At 39.3% G+C, this 18,792-nt stretch carries 16 protein-coding genes and 1 pseudogene; 13 read left to right on the top strand and 4 right to left on the bottom strand.

Annotation, left to right across the window (positions count from 1 at the left end; genetic code table 11):
• Nucleotides 1–5 precede the first annotated feature (5 nt).
• Entirely contained in the window at nucleotides 6–221 is a 216-nt protein-coding gene (locus MKL38_RS03035) for an MbtH family protein (protein ID WP_003651732.1), read from the bottom strand.
• Nucleotides 222–250: 29 nt separating this feature from the next.
• Complete coding sequence (fes, locus tag MKL38_RS03040; RefSeq protein WP_270902442.1) at nucleotides 251–1,453, bottom strand: enterochelin esterase; 1,203 nt, start codon at nucleotides 1,451–1,453, stop codon at nucleotides 251–253.
• Between the two features lie 266 nt (nucleotides 1,454–1,719).
• Between fes and MKL38_RS03045 the strand changes: the two genes are divergently transcribed.
• The 5 genes and pseudogenes from MKL38_RS03045 (at nucleotide 1,720) to MKL38_RS03065 (ending at nucleotide 6,325) form a co-directional block, all read left to right on the top strand.
• Nucleotides 1,720–2,490, top strand: a complete 771-nt coding sequence (locus tag MKL38_RS03045) for an SDR family oxidoreductase (RefSeq protein WP_198495824.1) — start codon at nucleotides 1,720–1,722, stop codon at nucleotides 2,488–2,490.
• Between the two features lie 44 nt (nucleotides 2,491–2,534).
• Entirely contained in the window at nucleotides 2,535–3,773 is a 1,239-nt protein-coding gene (locus MKL38_RS03050; RefSeq protein ID WP_270902443.1) for an isochorismate synthase, read from the top strand.
• A complete protein-coding gene (locus MKL38_RS03055; protein WP_270902444.1) occupies nucleotides 3,770–5,434 on the top strand; it encodes a (2,3-dihydroxybenzoyl)adenylate synthase in 1,665 nt (554 codons plus the stop codon). The genes MKL38_RS03050 and MKL38_RS03055 overlap by 4 nt, the downstream gene beginning before the upstream one ends.
• 21 nt (nucleotides 5,435–5,455) lie before the next feature.
• Nucleotides 5,456–6,106: pseudogene (locus MKL38_RS03060) on the top strand (isochorismatase family protein); the annotation flags it as partial.
• 30 nt (nucleotides 6,107–6,136) lie between these two features.
• The gene (locus tag MKL38_RS03065) at nucleotides 6,137–6,325 is read left to right on the top strand and encodes a phosphopantetheine-binding protein (RefSeq protein WP_371864194.1); all 189 of its coding nucleotides are present in this window, start codon (nucleotides 6,137–6,139) and stop codon (nucleotides 6,323–6,325) included.
• Between the two features lie 57 nt (nucleotides 6,326–6,382).
• Here MKL38_RS03065 and MKL38_RS03070 read toward each other — a convergent pair whose 3' ends face one another.
• Nucleotides 6,383–9,544, bottom strand: coding sequence for a multidrug efflux RND transporter permease subunit (locus tag MKL38_RS03070; RefSeq protein ID WP_270902445.1), 3,162 nt, complete (start codon nucleotides 9,542–9,544; stop codon nucleotides 6,383–6,385).
• Between the two features lie 217 nt (nucleotides 9,545–9,761).
• Between MKL38_RS03070 and MKL38_RS03075 the strand changes: the two genes are divergently transcribed.
• On the top strand, nucleotides 9,762–11,714 hold the full coding sequence (locus tag MKL38_RS03075; protein WP_198078509.1) for a TonB-dependent receptor plug domain-containing protein: 1,953 nt from the start codon (nucleotides 9,762–9,764) through the stop codon (nucleotides 11,712–11,714).
• Between the two features lie 139 nt (nucleotides 11,715–11,853).
• Nucleotides 11,854–12,255: a transcriptional repressor gene (locus tag MKL38_RS03080; protein ID WP_127491786.1), complete on the top strand. Its 402-nt coding sequence runs from the start codon at nucleotides 11,854–11,856 to the stop codon at nucleotides 12,253–12,255.
• A 58-nt stretch (nucleotides 12,256–12,313) separates the two neighbouring features.
• Here the strand turns inward: MKL38_RS03080 and MKL38_RS03085 are convergent, their stop codons facing one another.
• Nucleotides 12,314–14,089 carry a bifunctional metallophosphatase/5'-nucleotidase gene (locus MKL38_RS03085; RefSeq protein ID WP_270902446.1) on the bottom strand — a complete coding sequence of 592 codons (1,776 nt, stop codon included), beginning with the start codon at nucleotides 14,087–14,089 and terminating at the stop codon, nucleotides 12,314–12,316.
• Nucleotides 14,090–14,337: 248 nt separating this feature from the next.
• On the opposite strand from MKL38_RS03085, the gene pqqA reads away from it, so the two are divergent.
• From pqqA to MKL38_RS03115, 6 genes are all read left to right on the top strand, one after another.
• On the top strand, nucleotides 14,338–14,412 hold the full coding sequence (gene pqqA, locus MKL38_RS03090; protein WP_001982218.1) for a pyrroloquinoline quinone precursor peptide PqqA: 75 nt from the start codon (nucleotides 14,338–14,340) through the stop codon (nucleotides 14,410–14,412).
• Nucleotides 14,413–14,486: 74 nt separating this feature from the next.
• Nucleotides 14,487–15,398 carry a pyrroloquinoline quinone biosynthesis protein PqqB gene (gene pqqB, locus MKL38_RS03095; RefSeq protein WP_270902447.1) on the top strand — a complete coding sequence of 304 codons (912 nt, stop codon included), beginning with the start codon at nucleotides 14,487–14,489 and terminating at the stop codon, nucleotides 15,396–15,398.
• 8 nt (nucleotides 15,399–15,406) lie between these two features.
• The gene (pqqC, locus tag MKL38_RS03100; protein ID WP_092705809.1) at nucleotides 15,407–16,165 is read left to right on the top strand and encodes a pyrroloquinoline-quinone synthase PqqC; all 759 of its coding nucleotides are present in this window, start codon (nucleotides 15,407–15,409) and stop codon (nucleotides 16,163–16,165) included.
• Nucleotides 16,162–16,446: a pyrroloquinoline quinone biosynthesis peptide chaperone PqqD gene (gene pqqD, locus MKL38_RS03105; RefSeq protein WP_270902448.1), complete on the top strand. Its 285-nt coding sequence runs from the start codon at nucleotides 16,162–16,164 to the stop codon at nucleotides 16,444–16,446. Before pqqC ends, pqqD begins: the two co-directional genes overlap by 4 nt.
• Complete coding sequence (gene pqqE, locus MKL38_RS03110) at nucleotides 16,443–17,597, top strand: pyrroloquinoline quinone biosynthesis protein PqqE (RefSeq protein ID WP_270902449.1); 1,155 nt, start codon at nucleotides 16,443–16,445, stop codon at nucleotides 17,595–17,597. Before pqqD ends, pqqE begins: the two co-directional genes overlap by 4 nt.
• A 17-nt stretch (nucleotides 17,598–17,614) precedes the next feature.
• On the top strand, nucleotides 17,615–18,667 hold the full coding sequence (locus tag MKL38_RS03115; protein ID WP_270902450.1) for a dipeptidase: 1,053 nt from the start codon (nucleotides 17,615–17,617) through the stop codon (nucleotides 18,665–18,667).
• Nucleotides 18,668–18,792: the final 125 nt, after the last annotated feature.

The raw sequence follows: 18,792 nt of genomic DNA on the forward strand, positions 1-18,792 counted from the left end.
CTCCTTTATGCTTGCTGAAAGGGGTTAATTGCAACCCAGTGCTTTTCTACATACGCAATACATGAAGCCCGTGTATCTGGACCATGTTGAACATCCCAACCTGATGGCACCTGATGTTGGGCCGGCCATAAACTGAACTCACCTTGCTGATTTTTTAAAACCTGAAACGACAAACTTTCATTATCGAAAGGATTAATATAGTTTTCCTGTAAGTTGCTCATGATATTGTTATCCTTGATGAAACAAATGGTTATAGTGAAAGAATTTTTTGCAATGCCTTAAGCAAGTCAGCACGCCAGTTCACCGCATCGTGGCCGCCTGAAAAAGTTCGAAAACTCACTTGATTGAATGATTGCAATTGTTGATAAAGCTGGTGGGCATCGTCCCGCATATCGGTTTCATACGTGCCTGCACTGATATAAATTTGAGTTGTTTTTGGTAATGGATGAGATAAATTTAGTAGTTCTAAAAAGTTACCCGTATGGTTTCGTCCCAACGCGCTGTTAGAAAAATCTGACCACCAATAAGAGCCAGACTGCAAAATCAGCGATGTAAAAACTTTTGGGAAAAGCAGTGCGCTATGTAAAGCGCATAAACCACCTAAACTTTGACCGCATAAAGTAATATCTGTTTTAGAAATATAAGAATATTCTTCTAATAGCGTTTCAATGAGTTCATGAACCAACGCCTGACTAAACGCATCATGGCAGCCATAATCTTGTCGACGCTGTTGACTATTTAAACTATGAACAAAAACATAAACTGCTGGACGAATCTTATTTGAATCAGTCAAATGTTGAATTTCGGGGAAAATTGAAAGCTCTCGACTCCAGATTTGGCCATCAAGAAAAATAACGAGTGGTAATGTTTTTTGAACTGCCTGACCGCTAATAAAAACATCAACTAAATAATCTTGTTGACATAACACGCTTGACCACTGAAATGTCTTTGTAATAGGGCAAAAGGTGGTGGGTAATTGTTTTGTCTTTTCGAGTTGAACTTGATTGATGTAACGAGCCAAGTGTCCGCTATAAAACTGCTGATGACTTAATGAATCAATCTGAGCATTGTGTTTAAGCTGGGTTTGCCACCATGAGCGTCGCGTTGCCGCACAGTTTGTTTGTGGTGCTTCCTCACTCGCTGTAACTACAACATAACTACCAGCCCAAGCCACAGGGAGTTCTATTTCAAAAAAGTACACATCTGTCCCAGCTATATGGCTAAAACGATTCCACTTTTGATAGATAGATGGGCTTTGTGAATAGACATCGATATAAACGAAGCAACACTCTTCGTGCTTGGGCTTACGCCAAACAAAAGTGCAAGAAGTTTTATTATTTGTTTGCACAGTAACAAGGGGATTACCTAATTTTTTAACGGTATTCCACCAAGTTTCGCATCCAACATTTGATTGTTGAAATAGTGGATGTAAAGGATGAGAAAATGGCTTCATTTTGAGTCCATCTCGACAAGAAAGCGCGGTCAAATTATCAGAATGATTCTCATTAGTAAATGAAAACAATTATCATTATAATCAATAAAAAAAGATGAGTTTTATTAATATCAATTAAAAACAATAATTTAGATTGAGAATATGGTTAATAAATAACTTAATTTAGATTGTAATCTTATGTTTGATATTTATCGCTCTTGATAATAATGATAATTATTTGCAATTATGTTGCGCAATTTAGTGATCAAATCAGACGGGAGTAAAACATGAGCTCTACCATCGTAGTCACAGGTGCTGCAAGAGGTATCGGAGCTGCTATTGCAAAGCAATTATTGCAACAAGGATATCAAGTGATCGGTATTGATCAGCAGGAAAACCCAGAACAATGGGAAATCAGCAAAAACCTGACATCAGATGAATGTTTACGTTGGCAAGGCATTTCACAGGACATTACACAGCAACAAGCCACTCAAAAGCTTATTGCTGATCTTTTAGAAAAGCACAACATTACAGGTTTAGTGAACGCCGCAGGTGTCTTGATTATGCGTTCTATGCTTGAAGCAAAAACAGAAGACTGGGAAACACTTTTTGCGGTAAATGTCATGGCTCCTATTGCGATTAGTCAACAACTGGCCAAACATTTTTGCGAGAAAAAACAGGGAAGTATTGTCACGATTAGCTCAAATAGTTCACGTATGCCACGGATACAACTTGGCATGTATGCAACTAGTAAAGCTGCGCTCAGCCACTACTGTCGTAATCTTGCGCTTGAAATTGCACCGCATCAGGTACGGCTCAATATTGTTTCACCAGGCTCAACTTTAACTCAAATGCAGCAACAGTTGTGGACGGACAATGCGCCGCCGCCAGCGGTAATTGATGGCGATTTAAGCCAATACCGGACAGGCATTCCTTTAAGAAAATTAGCCCAGCCTGAAGACATTGCAAATACAGTCAGCTTTTTACTTTCCGATCAAGCAGCACAAATTACCATGCAAGAAATTGTGGTTGATGGGGGAGCCACTTTAGGCGTTTAAACATTCATTCATTACAACAAAATAACGGTATAAGGAGTCACGAGATGTCGGCACAGCATCCGTATTTTATCCAACGAGAAAATTTTACTGAAAGCCACGTTGCACTTGCTCAAGAGGTTCTAAAGTGTGGACATGATGCTGGTTTTATTTTTACCACGCCAGAATACACAATCAATAGTCATCAGAAATTACAAGACATTCAGGTCGCTAAAAATAGCCTTTTAAAAGATTGGCTACAAGAAGCTCGAATTCAATTACAGCAAGCGATTACCGACGGTTATAAAGACGTCAAGATTATGGGCGGACTGCCGTTTTGCTCGGCAGCAGATGTCAATTTAATGCTCATGCAAAATGCAAAAATATGTCAGAAGGTACTCTATGCGCAATCTGATCTCGATCTTAGTTCTTTAAGATTAAACAAGGCCGATTATTTCCCGTTAGGTGAACATTACCAGCAGCAAGTTGAATATCTTGTTCAGCAAATGCAGGCAAAGAAACTGGATAAAGCTGTTCTAGCCCGCATTTTACAACTTGAATATGAACAAAATATTCCAGTCTCAGACTTATTTTATAACTTGGCTAAGCATAATCCTGAAGGTTATAACTACGCTGTTGCGAGACATCCTCAAAGTGAAGGTTGGTTTGTTGGTGCAAGTCCAGAACTATTAATTGCAAAGCAAAATACAAAAATCTGGAGTAAACCCGTTGCGGGCACATTGGCTCGTGATGATGATCCAACCATAGACCAAAACAACGCCAGAGCATTACTTGCTTCACAAAAAGATCAGCATGAACATGCGCTCGTAATCGAAATGATTGCCGATGAGCTCACACCTTTTTGTAAACAACTACAAGTACCTAAACAACCTTCTCTTATTCGTACCAAACGTCTTTGGCATTTAGCATCCCATATTACTGGTGAGTTAAAACAAGCTGATACTCATGTTTTTGATCTTATTGAACGTTTACATCCAACGCCCGCAATTTGTGGTGAACCGAGCTCAGTAGCCAAAGATTTAATTCAGCAACTTGAACCATTTAATCGTGAACTCTTTGCAGGAACGATGGGATGGGCAGATGAACAAGGTAATGGCGAATGGTCTGTGACTGTCCGCTGTGTCCGAATTTATCAAAATATTGCCCGTTTATTTGCTGGTGCAGGCATTGTGGAGGCTTCTCGTCCGCAAGCTGAACATGCTGAAACTGCCGCAAAATTCCGTACTGTGCTGGACGGATTCCACATTTCACCAAACCAATTGCCAATACAGGGATCAAACATATGACAACACAGGTTTATTTGGATGGTGCCGTGCCATATCCAGCAGAGTTCGCTGAGATTTACCGTAAAAAAGGTTATTGGCTTGGGCAAAACTTAAGTGACTTCTTGCGAGAAAGTGCACAAAAGTACCCGAAAAATATTGCAATCTATGATGGTGAAAAAGCCATTAGTTACTCTGAGTTTGATTATTTAGTCGATTGCTGTGCCAGCCATTTATATCAACAAGGCTTACGTGCGGGTGACAAGGCAGTTGTACAAATGCCGAACCACTATCAGTTTTACGTTTTATTTTTTGCACTTATTCGGCTTGGTGCACTACCGGTAATGTCTTTACCTGCACATCGCTATGCTGAACTCAGCAGTTTCTTCAAACAAACTCAAGCAAAAGCTTATTTCTGTGCTGATTTTGGTGCACAAAAATTTGACTACCGAGAGCTTGCCGAAAAGCTTCAGCAAACAGCTTCTTGCTTACAACATGTATTTGTACTTGGAAATGCAGGTAACTTTGTTGCCATTCAAGACCTGTTAAAAGAAACCAATATTTTTGATGAAGCCATCTCGCCGACTACGGCAGATCAGGTTGCTTTTTTACAACTTTCTGGTGGAAGTACCGGGGTTCCTAAGCTTATTCCACGTACCCATGACGACTACCTCTACAGTGTTCGTGAGAGTGCCAAAATCTGTTGTCTGGACCAGTCATCACGCTTACTCATGGTTTTACCTGCGGCACATAACTTCTCAATGAGCTCAGCTGGTTCTTTAGGTGTTTTTTATGCAGGTGGTGCGGTTGTTTTAGGAACTGATCCAAGTCCTGATACGGCATTTCCATTAATAAAAAAACATAGTGTTACTGATGCCTGCCTAGTTCCCGCATTAGTTCGACCTTGGATGGATAAAGCTGCAAAAGATCAAGACCCAATCTTATCGACATTACGTTGCTTACAAGTTGGTGGGGCACGATTACCTGATGCAGTTGCTTCACGTTTAATTGATGAGTTTAAGGTCAATCTGCAACAAGTCTTTGGAATGGCTGAAGGGCTTGTGAACTACACCCGTTTTGATATGACGAAAGACCAAATCATCCATACACAAGGTTTAAAAATTTCTGAAGATGATGAAATTTTAGTGCTAGATGATAACGATCAACCAGTAGAAGCAGGGCAAGTGGGGCATTTGCTTACACGGGGTCCATATACCATTCGCGGTTATTACCAAGCACCAGAGCACAATGAGCGCTCTTTTACTCCCGACGGTTTTTATCGTACTGGCGATTTAGTTCGCATCAGAGAAGATGGCTGCATTGTTGTCGAAGGCCGTTCTAAAGAACAAATTAATCGTGCTGGGGAAAAGATTGCGACCGAAGAAGTTGAACAAGCTCTACTAACCCATCCGCAAATTCGTTTAGCGGCATTGGTTGCTATGCCAGATGAGGTCATGGGTGAAAAAAGCTGTGCCTTTGTTGCGTGGCAATCTCAAAGCGATGATCCAAGTCCAATTCGTCTTGCGATGTCAGTACGCCAACACCTTAAAGACTATGGACTTGCGACCTACAAAATTCCAGATCGCGTGGAATTTATCGAGCAATTTCCATATACAGCCTTTGGAAAAATCGACAAAAAACGATTGCGCCAACAACTTGAAACTAAAACCAATGTTCTTGCTTAAAGATAAAAAAGGAAAAATTTGATGAGTATTCCAAAGATTGCCAGTTACAGCATGCCCCAAGCACACGAATTTACGGCGAATAAAACACATTGGCAGTTACATACCAATCGTGCTGTTTTATTAGTGCATGATATGCAGCAATATTTTTTAGACTTTTATGATCAGACCCAAGCACCCATTCCAGAATTGATTAAAAATACCAAAGAACTGATTGAAACTGCACGCAAGTTTAGTATCCCTGTGGTCTATACAGCACAACCTGGTAACCAGACGCCAGAACATCGCCAGTTACTAACTGATTTCTGGGGAACTGGTCTAAAAGATGATCCAAATATTACCCAAATATTGCCGGAAATTACGCCTCAGAAAAATGATACTGTTTTAACAAAATGGCGTTATAGCGCATTTAAATTTTCTCCACTCGAGCAACTCATGTGTGAGTCAAACCGAGATCAGCTCATTATTTGTGGTGTCTATGCACATATTGGTTGTCTCATGAGCGCAGCAGAGGCATTTATGCTGAATATTCAACCATTTTTATGTGGAGATGCACTTGCTGACTTTAGCCGTGAAGAACACGATATGGCTTTGAAATATGCAAGTACACGTTGTGGGCAAGTCATGACGACTCAACAAGTCACTCGTTCGTGGGAACTTGAACAAGCCGCATCACCGTTAACCCAAGAAGGTATTGTCTTGGCAGTGAGTGAACAGCTACAGATTCCTGTATCAGACATCCAGTTAAATGATGATTTACTCATGCTTGGGCTTGATTCAGTACGCCTCATGACACTGGTAGGTAAATGGCAAGCTTATGGTGCACAGGTGAGCTTTGAAGATTTAGCCGAACAACCAACTCTAGAAGTGTGGATTGATAAGCTAGTCGCTTAAATTCAAAGAATAAAAAAAATGGCAGATTTAATATCTGCCATTTTTTTATTTTAACTTTTAAAAGGATGTATTGTCCTTTTTAATACGACGGTTAAATTTCAAAGTTCGAGTAAACCTAAGTTTGCTCATTGACCACTGAAAACTTGGCGCACTATGAATCATAACAAAGAAAAACACCGTAAATAGCGGTACAAGTAAGGTACCAAACACAACACTTCCAAATACGCTCATGCCAATTTCATAACGACTAGCAGCGCCTGCACCTGTCGCAAAAATTAAAGGAATAACACCCGCACCAAAAGCAAGGGAGGTCATCAAAATTGGGCGTAAACGCAACTTTAACGCTTCACTTGCTGCGCCGATTTTACTTTTTCCTTGTTTGAGTGCTTGGGTCGCAAACTCCACAATTAGAATTGCATTTTTACAAGACAGGCCAATACCTGTTAACAGGGCAATTTGAAAATAAACATCATTAGGTAAGTTAAAGACCTTGGCAAAAATAATAGTGCCCGTAATTCCTAAAGGTAGACCTAATAAAATAATAAATGGTACTTTCCAACTTTCATATAAGGCTGCCAAACATAAGAAAATAAACAAAATAGAAATGACATATAAAAAGATAGCCTGCCGATTAGACTGCTGCTCTTGTAACGAGAGGCCACTCCAAGCAACGTCTACGCCAGATTGTTTAGCAACCATATTCGTAAGTTCTTGCATGGCTTGTCCTGAACTAAAGCCCGGACTGATATTTGCTTCAAGTTGTATAGCAGCCAGTCCCATAAAGCGAGTTAAAGCTTCTGGTCCACCAGTCCACTGACTTTGAGCAAAATGGGCGAGGGAAAGCATTCCTCCTGTATTGTTTCGCACATGCCAGTAAGCTAAGTCTTCGGGTTTAGAGCGAAACTCAGAGTCACCTTGCATAATAATTCTTTTAATTCGACCTCTTTCAACAAAATCACCAACATAGTTTCCACCCCAAGCAGTCGATAGTGTTGAACGTATCGCTTGCTGATCAATTCCCAGCATTTTTGCCTTATTTTGATCGAGTTGAATAAATACTTCGGCTTTATCTTCACTCACAAGGGGACTTAGATTTTCAAATGCTGAATAATTCTGTGATTCTTTTTCTAAGGCTTTATATTGTTTGATTAATTCATCGCGTCCTTGACCATTTACATCTCTAAGCCAAAGTTCCAAAGCATCAGACTGTCCTAAACCAGATACACTTGGTGGCATTCCTACCATGACTTTCGCTGGCAAGTTTTTTTGCAAATAAGTTTGAGCACGTTCACGAATAGCGCTTGCCGTATTGGCTTCGCCTTTACGCTCATTCCAATGTTTAAGAGAAATAAACGCCATCCCTAAATTTGGACCGCTACCTGAAAAATTTTGTCCATTAACTACAAGTACCGTATTAATATTTTTGGATTCATGTTCAAAAAAATAATTATTGACGAGCTTTCCAACTTCTTCGGTCTGACTCATCGAAGCACTATTATGCAAACTATAGGGAACAGCAAGTAGTCCTTGATCTTCATTAGGAATAAAGCTTGTAGGTAAACCACGGTAAATCATAAATAAAATAACCGCTATGCCAACAACTAACAGACTGGAAAAGACTTTGAACTGAATTAGGCGAATGGATAAAAAACTAAAAGTTGATCTGACTTTTTGAAGAGTAAGCTCAAGTGCTTGTCCCCATTTTGGCTTTTTATTATGCTTTTTTAATAAAACTGCGCACATTGCTGGTGTAATGGTCATGGCTACAAATAGCGATAACAACATAGCTGCCGCTAAGGTAATAGAAAACTGACGGTAAATCATACCCGTCGAACCACTAAAAAAGGCCATTGGGATAAATACCGCAGTTAATACCAGTGTAATACCGACCAATGCACCGCTAATCTCTTGCATCGACATTAAACAAGCTTCATGCACGCTAAGCTGTTGTTCATGCATAAGTCGTTCAACATTTTCGACCACGACAATCGTGTCATCCACCAGCAACCCAATGGCTAAAACCAATGCAAATAGGGTAAGGGTGTTAATACTCATTCCAAACAAATACAACACAACAAATGTGCCACTAATTACAATAGGAACGGTAATGGTTGGAATAAGTGTCGCGCGCCAATTTTGTAAAAAGAGATACATCACAATAACAACAAGTACAATTGCTTCAAGCAAAGTGATAATGACTTGCTTAATTGACTCTTCAATAAATGGTGTGTTGTCTCTTGGATAGACAATTTTATATCCGGCTGGTAAGTGCTGACTAAGCTGAGCCATTTTTTCTTTAATAAGAGCAGAAGTCTCAATTGCATTGGCATCGGGGTTTAGAGAAATACCTAGGCCTGCCGATGGATAACCATTAAGCGTATTAATGCTTTCATAATTTTCTGCACCTAATTCGACTCTCGCGACATCTTTTAAATAAACAAGGCTTCCATCAATATTTGCTTTAACCACCACCGATTTAAAATCATCTATTGTTTTTAAACGTGAACCTGCTTTTACTTTTGCATAAATATTCTGGTCAGAAGCGGAAGGCATTGCACCAATCGAACCCGCAGCAATTTGGGTATTATAATCTTCGAGGGCCTGTTCAATATCACTCGGCACAAGTTGGTAATTTCTAAGCTGATTTGGATTTAACCAAATTCGCATGGCATAACTCGAACCAAAGACATCAACCTCACCAATTCCTTGTAACTGGCTTAAAGGCTGTTCAAAGTGATTCACCATATAATCAGACAACTCAATATTGCTGGCTTTTCCTGTTTCATCATATAGCCCAACAATAAGCAGTATATCACCCGTGGTTTTCCATATATTTACGCCTTGTCTTTGAACTTCCTCTGGTAAACGGTTTAACGCACCATTAATTCGGTTTTGTACTTGTAACTGTGCTTTATCAATATCTGTTCCAATTTTAAAGTGAATATCAATGCTACTCGTTCCCGATGATTCACTATAGGACGTAAAGTAAAGCAAATTATCCAGACCCTTTATTTGTTGTTCTAAGATTTGGGTCACGCTTTCTTCTACAGTGTCAGCAGCCGCACCACGGTAGTTTGCAACAACAGTGACACTGGGCGGAGCAAGGTTTGGATACCGTTCAATAGGCATTGCTAAAGTGGCAAAAAAACCAAAAATAAGAATAGTGATTGCAATGACAGAAACAAAGATAGGGTGATATATAAAAAATCGAGAGAGCATTGTTATGTCTACTTTAAGCTTGTTTTAAATAGGTTTTTAGGCACACGAATGTGTAATGGTAACGCTTTTTTACAGCACAAACAATAATGATTATCATTATATAACTAATAATTATTTTTATCTTGATCAGTAAAAGTCATGCGTATATGATGCTCGGCATATCATAAATGATAATAATTATCACATGGTAATCATTATCCAAAACAAGGGCCGAGAAATGACGTTAACTAAAAAGGCGCTGGTGGTCGCCATCTCAACACTGCTTCCATTCGCCGTTCAAGCAAATACAGATAGTGAACAGCAGGGCAATAACGAACCAGTTCAAAAACTTAAAACTATTGTGGTTTCAGCAGCATTAAAAGAACAAGATGTTGATAAAGCACCCGCATCGATTAGTGTGATCACGAGTGAAGAGATTGAGCGTAGTGCAGCACTTAGTCTTGCTGATGTTTTACAAAAACAAGCTGGGGTTTATAACTACAATAGTGGGCAGGACAAAATTATTATTCGAGGGATGCAAGATACCTCTGGTAGTTACACACTCATCCTACTTAATGGAAAACGGACATCTTCCTTAGGAGCAATGTGGCGAGGCAATGACTTTGACTGGAGTTCTATCCCTTTAAATAGTATCGAACGTATTGAAGTGATTCGTGGGCCGATGTCATCTCTATATGGGTCTGATGCTATGGGTGGGGTAATTAATATCATTACCAAAAAAGCAGAAGATGGGCAGCTTCATGGTTCGATCTTTGGGCAATATAATCGAGCCGACCGTGGCAATGGTAAAGATCAATTTCGTTACGGGTTTAATCTCTTTGGTGGCTTAACAGATAATCTCAGTTTCTCTCTTGCTGGAGATTCTTATAACCGTGATGCGTGGTATCGAAATGGTAAACCAGATTCAAATGGGGCTTACTTTGTAGAAAAAGATACTAAGAATGTACACGGTACTTTAAGTTGGGATATCAATGACCAACAAACTTTAGATCTAGATTTAGGTTATAGCAAAGATAAGCGACCACTGACTCAAGATGCTGCGACCTCTATTCAAGAAGGTGAAGATGAGCGAACCAATTTTGGTATTACTCATCGAGGGAAATGGAGCTGGGGTAAAACAGAAGCTTATATTGGTAAAGAAACAGCTAAAATTTATGACTATGACAGTGAATACAATGCTCCACAAAGTCGTAATTATAAGCAAGAAAATTTACTAGGACGTGCTTTTGCTAACTTTGACTGGCTCATGAATAACACCACTGCTGGTGTGGATTATAAAGACCAGAAAGTGACAGACCCTGTGGGGTATACATCAGGTGGATCTGAACAAAAAAGTTATGGGGTATTTGTTCAGAACGATACCCACATTAACGATGCACTGACATTAACTTTAGGTGGTCGTTATGATGATTTTGACAATTTTGATGGTAAAGCAACTGGTAAAGCATATTTAGCTTATCAACTGGCAGACGGAGTTATTCTTAAAGGTGGTATTGGACAAGCCTACAAAGTCCCTGGGCCATATCAGTTAGATGCAAATTATGAATTAATTTCATGTGGTGGTAGCTGTTTTATTACAGGAAATCCAAATTTAAAACCTGAAGAAAGTACGAATTACGAAGCATCTTTAATCGTTCGAAAACCAAACTGGAATGCTGGTGTTACAGTATTTGAAAATGATGTTGAGAACTTAATTGAACGTGTTTCTAATCCTAATTCTCCAAATCTAATCAAATATCCATATAAATGGGACAATGTTGCTAAAGCAAAACTAAAAGGTGTGGAACTCAACGGAGGATATGACTTTAGTGATGCTTTAGGTATAACTGCTAATGCGACCTATTTAGATGCTAAAAATGAAGTAACAGGTAAAGACCTCACAGAACGCCCTGAATGGTTAATTAATAGTTCACTTTCATGGGCTATTGTTGAAAATTATCGCATGAATTTAGGTGCAAGCTATGTAGGTAATCAAATGTTGTCTAGTGGTAAAGAGTTACCAGCTTATACAACTTACGATGTCACGTTTACTTCACCACTTTCACCACGTTTAACATTGGACTATGGCGTAAAAAATCTGACCGATGTTGATCTTGAAAATGAAGATGCATCATTCAATACGAAACTCTATGGACGTAATTACTTTGTAAAAGCGACTTATAGTTTCTAAGGTAAAGCTAAGCTCAAAGCCTATTCATAGGGGAATAGGCTTTGCTTTTTTTATAAACAAATACCCATAATTTTCAAGCAAGTATCGACAAAATAATTTTAATAAATCTTATACTTCTAAACATTAAGGCTAATTAATCATGACGACAACTTCAAAATCATTATTAAACGGACTACCGATAAAAAAATCGAGAATACATGTTTTTGAAATCTTAAATCAGAATCCACAAGGTTTAAGCGCAGACAATATTTATGCTCAAATTAAAAATGAATATAAAATAACGTTAGGAACGATCTATAGAATTTTATCTGAATTTGAAAATCGTAAACTCATCAAAAGAGTATTCTTAGGTAAAAGCAAAAGTATCTACAAAATTAGAAAAGATAAAATGAGCTGTAATCTGATTTGTCTTAAAACATCAGAAGCCTCTAGCTTTGAGCATGAAAAAGTTAATGAATTACTTCATGAAGTTATGGAGATTATTTTTGCAAATACTGGAGCAGACATTAGCAGTATTGAACTTAATCTATATACGGAATAAAAAGCTTAGATAGAAAAATAAAGGACAGCTTTTGCTGTCCTTTATTCGACGAGTCTTATTATTTAATTACTTTAATTCGAGTTGTAGCTGGAATAATTAACGGCGAATTCTTAGCGACATAGCTTTCCAAAGCATCAATATCTTGACCACCGCCTACACGGTTTTGGCCTTCTTTTAATACCGTAAAGTTATCGCCACCATCTGCTAAGAAACTATTTACCGTCACGCGATATACTTTACTGTCAACCAACGGTGAACCAGCAACCATGATGTTACTTGCTCGCGGTGAAACAGAAGTATTTGCCGTATATTCATAAGTGAATTCTTTAGATGGCTGTAAAATTCTAGCTGAATTTGCATTTGCACCAGACCATTGTTGTTCAAGTACATCTCTGATCTGTTTGCCAGTCAAGCTCAAAGTCACAATAGAGTTACCAAAAGGTTGAACCGCAAACACATCGCCAAAAGTAATCTGGTTACTACTGTTAATCAGTAGGTCTGCACGTACACCACCTGGGTTCATGAGTGTAAAGTCAGAGCCTTGGTTACTTGCTTTTAAGGCAGCCGCTTGCTGAGCATCGGCAATCATAATACCGAGCGGGCTTTCACCACTTTCAACTTGAGTACGACTTACTACTGCTGTTGCAGTTCCAACCACACGGCTTGAAATGGTGGTCACCGCTTGGCGGTATTTATCTAAAATGGCTTCAATGCTTGGTGTTTTACTAAATTTTTGATAGAGATCGGTAAGACTTACCGTGGTTGTGCCAGACGTATAGGCCTCACTTTGTATAGGAACTTGTTTAGCATCCTTTTTAATCACATCACCAGTTTTACCATCAAGCTCAACCTTGATATCCGTAATAAGCGTGCCATATTGTCCAGCTGAGGTAAGCAAGAACGGTTTTGCCGGATTTTTTGTAGCATAGTCACAAATATAAGATTGATGCGTATGTCCAGATACAACAATATCAACTGCTGGATTTAATTTATCTAAAATACCTACGATCGGGCCGCTTAAGCCGTCACAAGTTTTTTCATTAAACTTAGTACTTGGTGCAGCACCTTCATGTACCACCACTACAATCGCTTCAATTCCTTGTTTTTGTAACTCAGGAATCAAGGCGTTTACCGTATCGGCCTCATCACGAAACTCAACATCTTTAATGCCAGCTGCGGAAACAATACTCGGTGTTGCTTTAAGGGTTAAACCAATAAATGCAACTGGAATTCCACCATAAGTTTTAACTTTATATGCAGGAAAGATCGTTTTGCTCGCATCATTTTTCATTGCGACGTTAGCAGCAAGGAAATCAAATTTTGCACCACTAAAGTTTTTATTAATTTGGCAAGGTGCAGTGCTGGTATATTGCTGACATCCACCGTTTTTTAAGCGGCGTAACTCATCTGTACCACGGTCAAATTCATGATTACCCACAGCATTAAAGTCAATTTGAATATCATTCATTACTTCAATGGTCGGTTCATCTAAAAATAAAGAAGAGGTCAGTGGGGAAGCACTAATTAAATCGCCAGCAGAAACAACAGCATTATTTGGATTTTCTGCTTTAAGTTTTTTAATTGCATCGGCAAAGTAACTCACCCCACCCACAGGAATACGAACAGATTGAGCAGCATCATTTGGATTTGGTGCTTCGACGTAACGCTTAGGTGGCTCAAGATTTCCGTGAAAGTCATTAAAAGCTAAAATATTTACCGTCTGATTGCTTCTTTGGGCGGGTGCTGTGTCATTATCATCGTCATTACAACCAGCTAATAACGTTATTGTCAGAGAAAGTGTTGTTACTTTAAAAAGTGTTGTTAAATTTGTCATTTTTTTATCATTTGATCAATTAAGACGGATAAAAAATACGCTTTTAGTATGAATATTTGATGAAACGTTCAATAAGCAAATATGTTCGAAATATTAAAATTTGGACAAAAAACACAATTATCGAACAATATCTTAGCCAGAGGTTGTCTACAAACCCCAATTTTTTATTTAGAATAAATTTTTAATTGCCTTATAAGATTTAATCAAGTGATTCATTTCACAAGATTAATATGAACCGGAGATAATTTATGCAATGGACTAAACCCGCTTTCACTGATTTACGCATTGGTTTTGAAGTTACAATGTACTTCGAAGCACGTTAATCAGCTTCATCCAAATATGTCATAAGCCCTAGTCTTGTTCTAGGGCTTATCTCTTTCTAATAAGATATTAATTTATGTATATTTATGTTTTAGGTTCAGCTGCCGGAGGCGGGTTCCCGCAGTGGAATTGTAATTGCCCAAATTGTCATGGTGTCCGTACAGGTACGATTAATGCCAAACCCCGTACTCAATCATCAATTGCTATTTCTGAAAATGGAACAGACTGGGTTTTATTAAACGCATCGCCTGATATTCGTCAGCAGCTTTTCGAATTTAAAGCAGCTCAACCAGCCCGTAAATTGCGTGATACAGGAATAACGAGCGTTATCTTAATGGACAGTCAGTTAGACCATACGACTGGGCTTTTGACCTTACGTGAAGGTTGCCCAATGAATGTGTGGTGTACAGAAATGGTCCACCAAGATTTAACGAGCGGCTTTCCAGTTTTTAATATGCTAAAACACTGGAATGGTGGTCTTCAATATCACGAGATTAACCCTAAACAAGCTTTTAAAATTGATGGTTTTGAAAATTTAGAATTTTTACCTTTAATTATTAAAAGTGCTGCACCACCATATTCTCCACATCGAAATGACCCCCATGACGGCGACAACATTGCCTTAATTATCAAAGATCATAAGACACAAAAACAGTTGTTCTATGCGCCGGGTCTTGGAAAAATTGATGATCACATCATGCAGATTATGCAGAGTTCAGACTGCGTCATGATTGATGGAACGCTCTGGACAGATGATGAAATGCAACAAACAGGGGTCGGTAAAAAAACTGGTCGTGAAATGGGTCATTTATATATTAGTGGCGAAGGTGGTTCACTCTCTTATTTAAATCAGCTGAGTACACCTAAAAAAGTGCTGATTCATATTAACAATACAAATCCAATTTTAAATGAAAACTCTAGCCAGTTTGCTGAGCTTAAAGCAAATGGTGTAGAAGTTGCCTATGATGGCATGCAGATTGAACTCTAAGGTGAACCATGACTCAAACACCTGAAGCTTTAACGACCGAACAATTTAAACAAGCGATTATTGATAAAGGTCAGTATTATCATATCTATCATCCATTTCATGTGATGATGTATGAAGGCAAAGCAACTCAACAACAAATTCAGGCTTGGGTTGCAAACCGCTATTACTATCAAATTAATATTCCGCTTAAAGATGCAGCCATTATGGCGAATTGCCCAGACCAACGCGTTCGTCAAGAATGGATTCAACGCATGATCGATCAAGATGGTGAATATCCTGATGGCGGTGGTCGAGAAGCATGGTTACGGTTAGCCGAAGCTGTGGGTTTGAGTCGTGAACAAGTGATTTCTGAAGAACTGGTATTACCAGGGGTTCGATTTGCTGTAGATGCCTATGTGAACTTTGCACGTCGTGCCTCATGGCGGGAAGCAGCAAGTAGTTCTTTAACTGAGTTGTTTGCTCCAAAAATTCATCAATCACGTCTAGAGTCGTGGCCACAGCACTATCCATGGATTGATGATAAAGGCTATGAGTATTTCCGTTCACGCTTAAGTCAGGCCCGCCGTGATGTTGAACATGGTTTAACGATTACGCTTGATTCATTTACGACTCATGAGCAACAAGAACGAATGCTTGAAATATTGCAGTTTAAGCTGGATATTTTATGGAGCATTTTAGATGCTTTAACGCTGGCATATGTTCACAATGAAGCACCGTATCACAGTGTGACTAGCAAACGGGTTTGGCACAAAGGATTATTTAAATGAATAAAGAACAGTTTGATTTAAACCTTGTGCCGACGTGGCGACAAGGTTACCGTTTTCAGTTCGAACCAGCTCAAAATGGTTTTGTGATTTTATATCCTGAAGGCATGATCAAGTTAAATGAAAGTGCTGGGGCAATCGGGCAATATATTGATGGGCAGCAAAATGTTTCCGCGATTATTGCGCAGTTAAAGCAAAAATTTGGTGATATTGCTGAGATTGATCAGGATGTAATAGATTACATGCTGGTCGCAAAGCAGCGGCACTGGATTGACTTGGTATGACAGAAGGTGTTGGCCTACCTTTATGGTTATTAGCGGAGTTAACTTATCGTTGTCCGCTACAATGCCCATATTGCTCAAACCCATTGGACTACGCTCAACATAAAAATGAGCTGACCACTCAAGAGTGGTTCGATGTTTTTGATCAGGCACGTCAGATGGGTGCTGTTCAACTGGGTTTTTCTGGCGGTGAACCGCTGGTACGCCAAGATTTAGAAGAGCTGGTTGCACATGCTCACCAACAAGGGTTTTATACCAACTTAATTACCTCGGGAATGGGACTCACCGAACAACGAATTGCCGATCTAAAACAAGCGGGTTTAGACCACATTCAAGTGAGCTTTCAAGCTAGTGACCCTGTGGTAAATGATGCCTTGGCAGGTTCAAAACATGCTTTTGAACAAAAGTATGAAATGTGCCGACTAGTTAAAAAATATGATTATCCGATGGTGCTCAATTTTGTAATTCATCGACATAACATTGACCAGATTGAACAAATTATTGAACTTTGCCTAGAGCTCAATGCAGACACAGTCGAGTTAGCAATTTGTCAGTTTTACGGTTGGGCTTTTTTAAACCGCCAAGGTTTGCTACCAACACAAGAACAACTGATACGTGCGGAACGGATTACCAATGAATATCGCGAAAAATTAAAAGCGCAAAATCATCCTTGCAAACTCATTTTTGTAGTGCCTGATTATTATGAAGAAAGACCAAAAGCCTGTATGAATGGCTGGGGTAAAATCTTCTTTACAGTTGCTCCAGATGGTATGGCGCTGCCTTGCCATGCAGCACGACAATTACCAATTTCGTTTCCAAACGTCCGTGAACATACATTGTCCGATATCTGGTACAAATCAACTGGATTTAATCATTTCCGTGGCGATGCATGGATGCCAGAGGGCTGCCGCAGTTGCCCTGATAAAGACCGAGATTTTGGTGGATGCCGCTGTCAGGCCTATATGTTGACCGGCGATGCTGCCAATGCTGATCCTGTATGTGGGAAATCGCCGTATCATCAAATGATTGAGCAAGCACGTACAGAAAGTCATGTAGCAGCTCCACTACAACAACTTGTGTTTCGGAACAGTAGAAATTCTAAATCTTTAAGTGCTACACAAAATATTCCAGTCCACACGATTACAGATAAATAGCAAGCAGCGGGAATCTCATGAAGCCTAGCCATATTCCAGTTTTTGATGGACATAATGATGCATTAACGCGTTTATGGCTAAGTGATCATGCAGATCCTGTACATGCTTTTCTGCACGAACGCTTAGCAGGCCATCTTGACTTAAAACGCTGCCAGCAAGCAGGCTTTGTTGGTGGAATTTTTGCCATTTTTTTACCTCCATTTAGCTATGTGCAACAACATCATCCCAATAAACTTTTTGATCAAAATGCTTCTGATTTTACCCAGCAGCAAATTGAACAGATTTGTTTAGAACAACTCGATTTAGCACACCAACTCGCGCAGCGTTCTACGGACATTCAAATTTGCACATCAGTTCAGGATATTCAGAGCTGTGTAAACACGCAGAAACTGGGCATTGTGCTGCATATGGAAGGGGCAGAAGCTTTACAACAAAACCCCGATTTACTTGATCTGTTTTATGATAAAGGTCTACGTAGTATCGGCCCACTTTGGAATAGGCCCAGTCGGTTTGGACATGGTTTAAATGCTAAGTTTCCTCACTCACCTGACACAGGAGCAGGCCTCACACAAGATGGCAAAGCCTTTATCAAGCGATGTGCTGATAAAAAAATGGTGATTGATGTTTCTCATATGAATGAACAGGCTTTTTGGGATACTGTAGATCTATTGCAACAGCCAATCGTAGCAACACACTCTAATGCACATGCTTTATGTCCTCAAGCCCGCAATTTAACTGACCAGCAGCTTAAAGCTATTCGAGAAAGTAAAGGTATCGTCGGGGTGAATTTCGATGTCGCTTTTTTACGGTCGGATGGGCAACGTAATGCAAATACATCTATAGATGTCATTTTAGACCATCTTGATTATTTGTTAGATCGACTTGGCGAAGAGCATGTAGCTTTTGGTTCCGATTTTGACGGTGCACTCATCGGGACTGAGCTTGAAGATGTTATGGGCTTACATAAACTTATTCATCGCATGCAACAGCGAGCCTACTCAAGCGAACTCATTGAAAAACTATGTTTTACGAATTGGATAAATGTGCTTTATCGGATTCTGGGTGAATAGTTTTAGAGCTAAACGTATTGAACATAACTAATTATTTGCATTTTTTGATTGGCTGAAATGACTAAAAAAAATACAAATGGTTTAATTGTCAACAATTCGGTAAATTCACTAAACTCAACCTTACT

Source organism: Acinetobacter sp. AOR14_HL, from assembly GCF_027855175.1.
GTDB classification, from domain to species: domain Bacteria; phylum Pseudomonadota; class Gammaproteobacteria; order Pseudomonadales; family Moraxellaceae; genus Acinetobacter; species Acinetobacter calcoaceticus.

What these genes read in the sequence shown, in the direction of transcription:
- MKL38_RS03035 (WP_003651732.1), bottom strand. Translation starts at nt 221, where the DNA reads ATGAGCAACTTACAGGAAAACTATATTAATCCTTTCGATAATGAAAGT.
- fes (WP_270902442.1), bottom strand. Translation starts at nt 1,453, where the DNA reads ATGAAGCCATTTTCTCATCCTTTACATCCACTATTTCAACAATCAAAT.
- MKL38_RS03045 (WP_198495824.1), top strand. Translation starts at nt 1,720, where the DNA reads ATGAGCTCTACCATCGTAGTCACAGGTGCTGCAAGAGGTATCGGAGCT.
- MKL38_RS03050 (WP_270902443.1), top strand. Translation starts at nt 2,535, where the DNA reads ATGTCGGCACAGCATCCGTATTTTATCCAACGAGAAAATTTTACTGAA.
- MKL38_RS03055 (WP_270902444.1), top strand. Translation starts at nt 3,770, where the DNA reads ATGACAACACAGGTTTATTTGGATGGTGCCGTGCCATATCCAGCAGAG.
- MKL38_RS03070 (WP_270902445.1), bottom strand. Translation starts at nt 9,544, where the DNA reads ATGCTCTCTCGATTTTTTATATATCACCCTATCTTTGTTTCTGTCATT.
- MKL38_RS03075 (WP_198078509.1), top strand. Translation starts at nt 9,762, where the DNA reads ATGACGTTAACTAAAAAGGCGCTGGTGGTCGCCATCTCAACACTGCTT.
- MKL38_RS03080 (WP_127491786.1), top strand. Translation starts at nt 11,854, where the DNA reads ATGACGACAACTTCAAAATCATTATTAAACGGACTACCGATAAAAAAA.
- MKL38_RS03085 (WP_270902446.1), bottom strand. Translation starts at nt 14,089, where the DNA reads ATGACAAATTTAACAACACTTTTTAAAGTAACAACACTTTCTCTGACA.
- pqqB (WP_270902447.1), top strand. Translation starts at nt 14,487, where the DNA reads ATGTATATTTATGTTTTAGGTTCAGCTGCCGGAGGCGGGTTCCCGCAG.
- pqqC (WP_092705809.1), top strand. Translation starts at nt 15,407, where the DNA reads ATGACTCAAACACCTGAAGCTTTAACGACCGAACAATTTAAACAAGCG.
- pqqD (WP_270902448.1), top strand. Translation starts at nt 16,162, where the DNA reads ATGAATAAAGAACAGTTTGATTTAAACCTTGTGCCGACGTGGCGACAA.
- pqqE (WP_270902449.1), top strand. Translation starts at nt 16,443, where the DNA reads ATGACAGAAGGTGTTGGCCTACCTTTATGGTTATTAGCGGAGTTAACT.
- MKL38_RS03115 (WP_270902450.1), top strand. Translation starts at nt 17,615, where the DNA reads ATGAAGCCTAGCCATATTCCAGTTTTTGATGGACATAATGATGCATTA.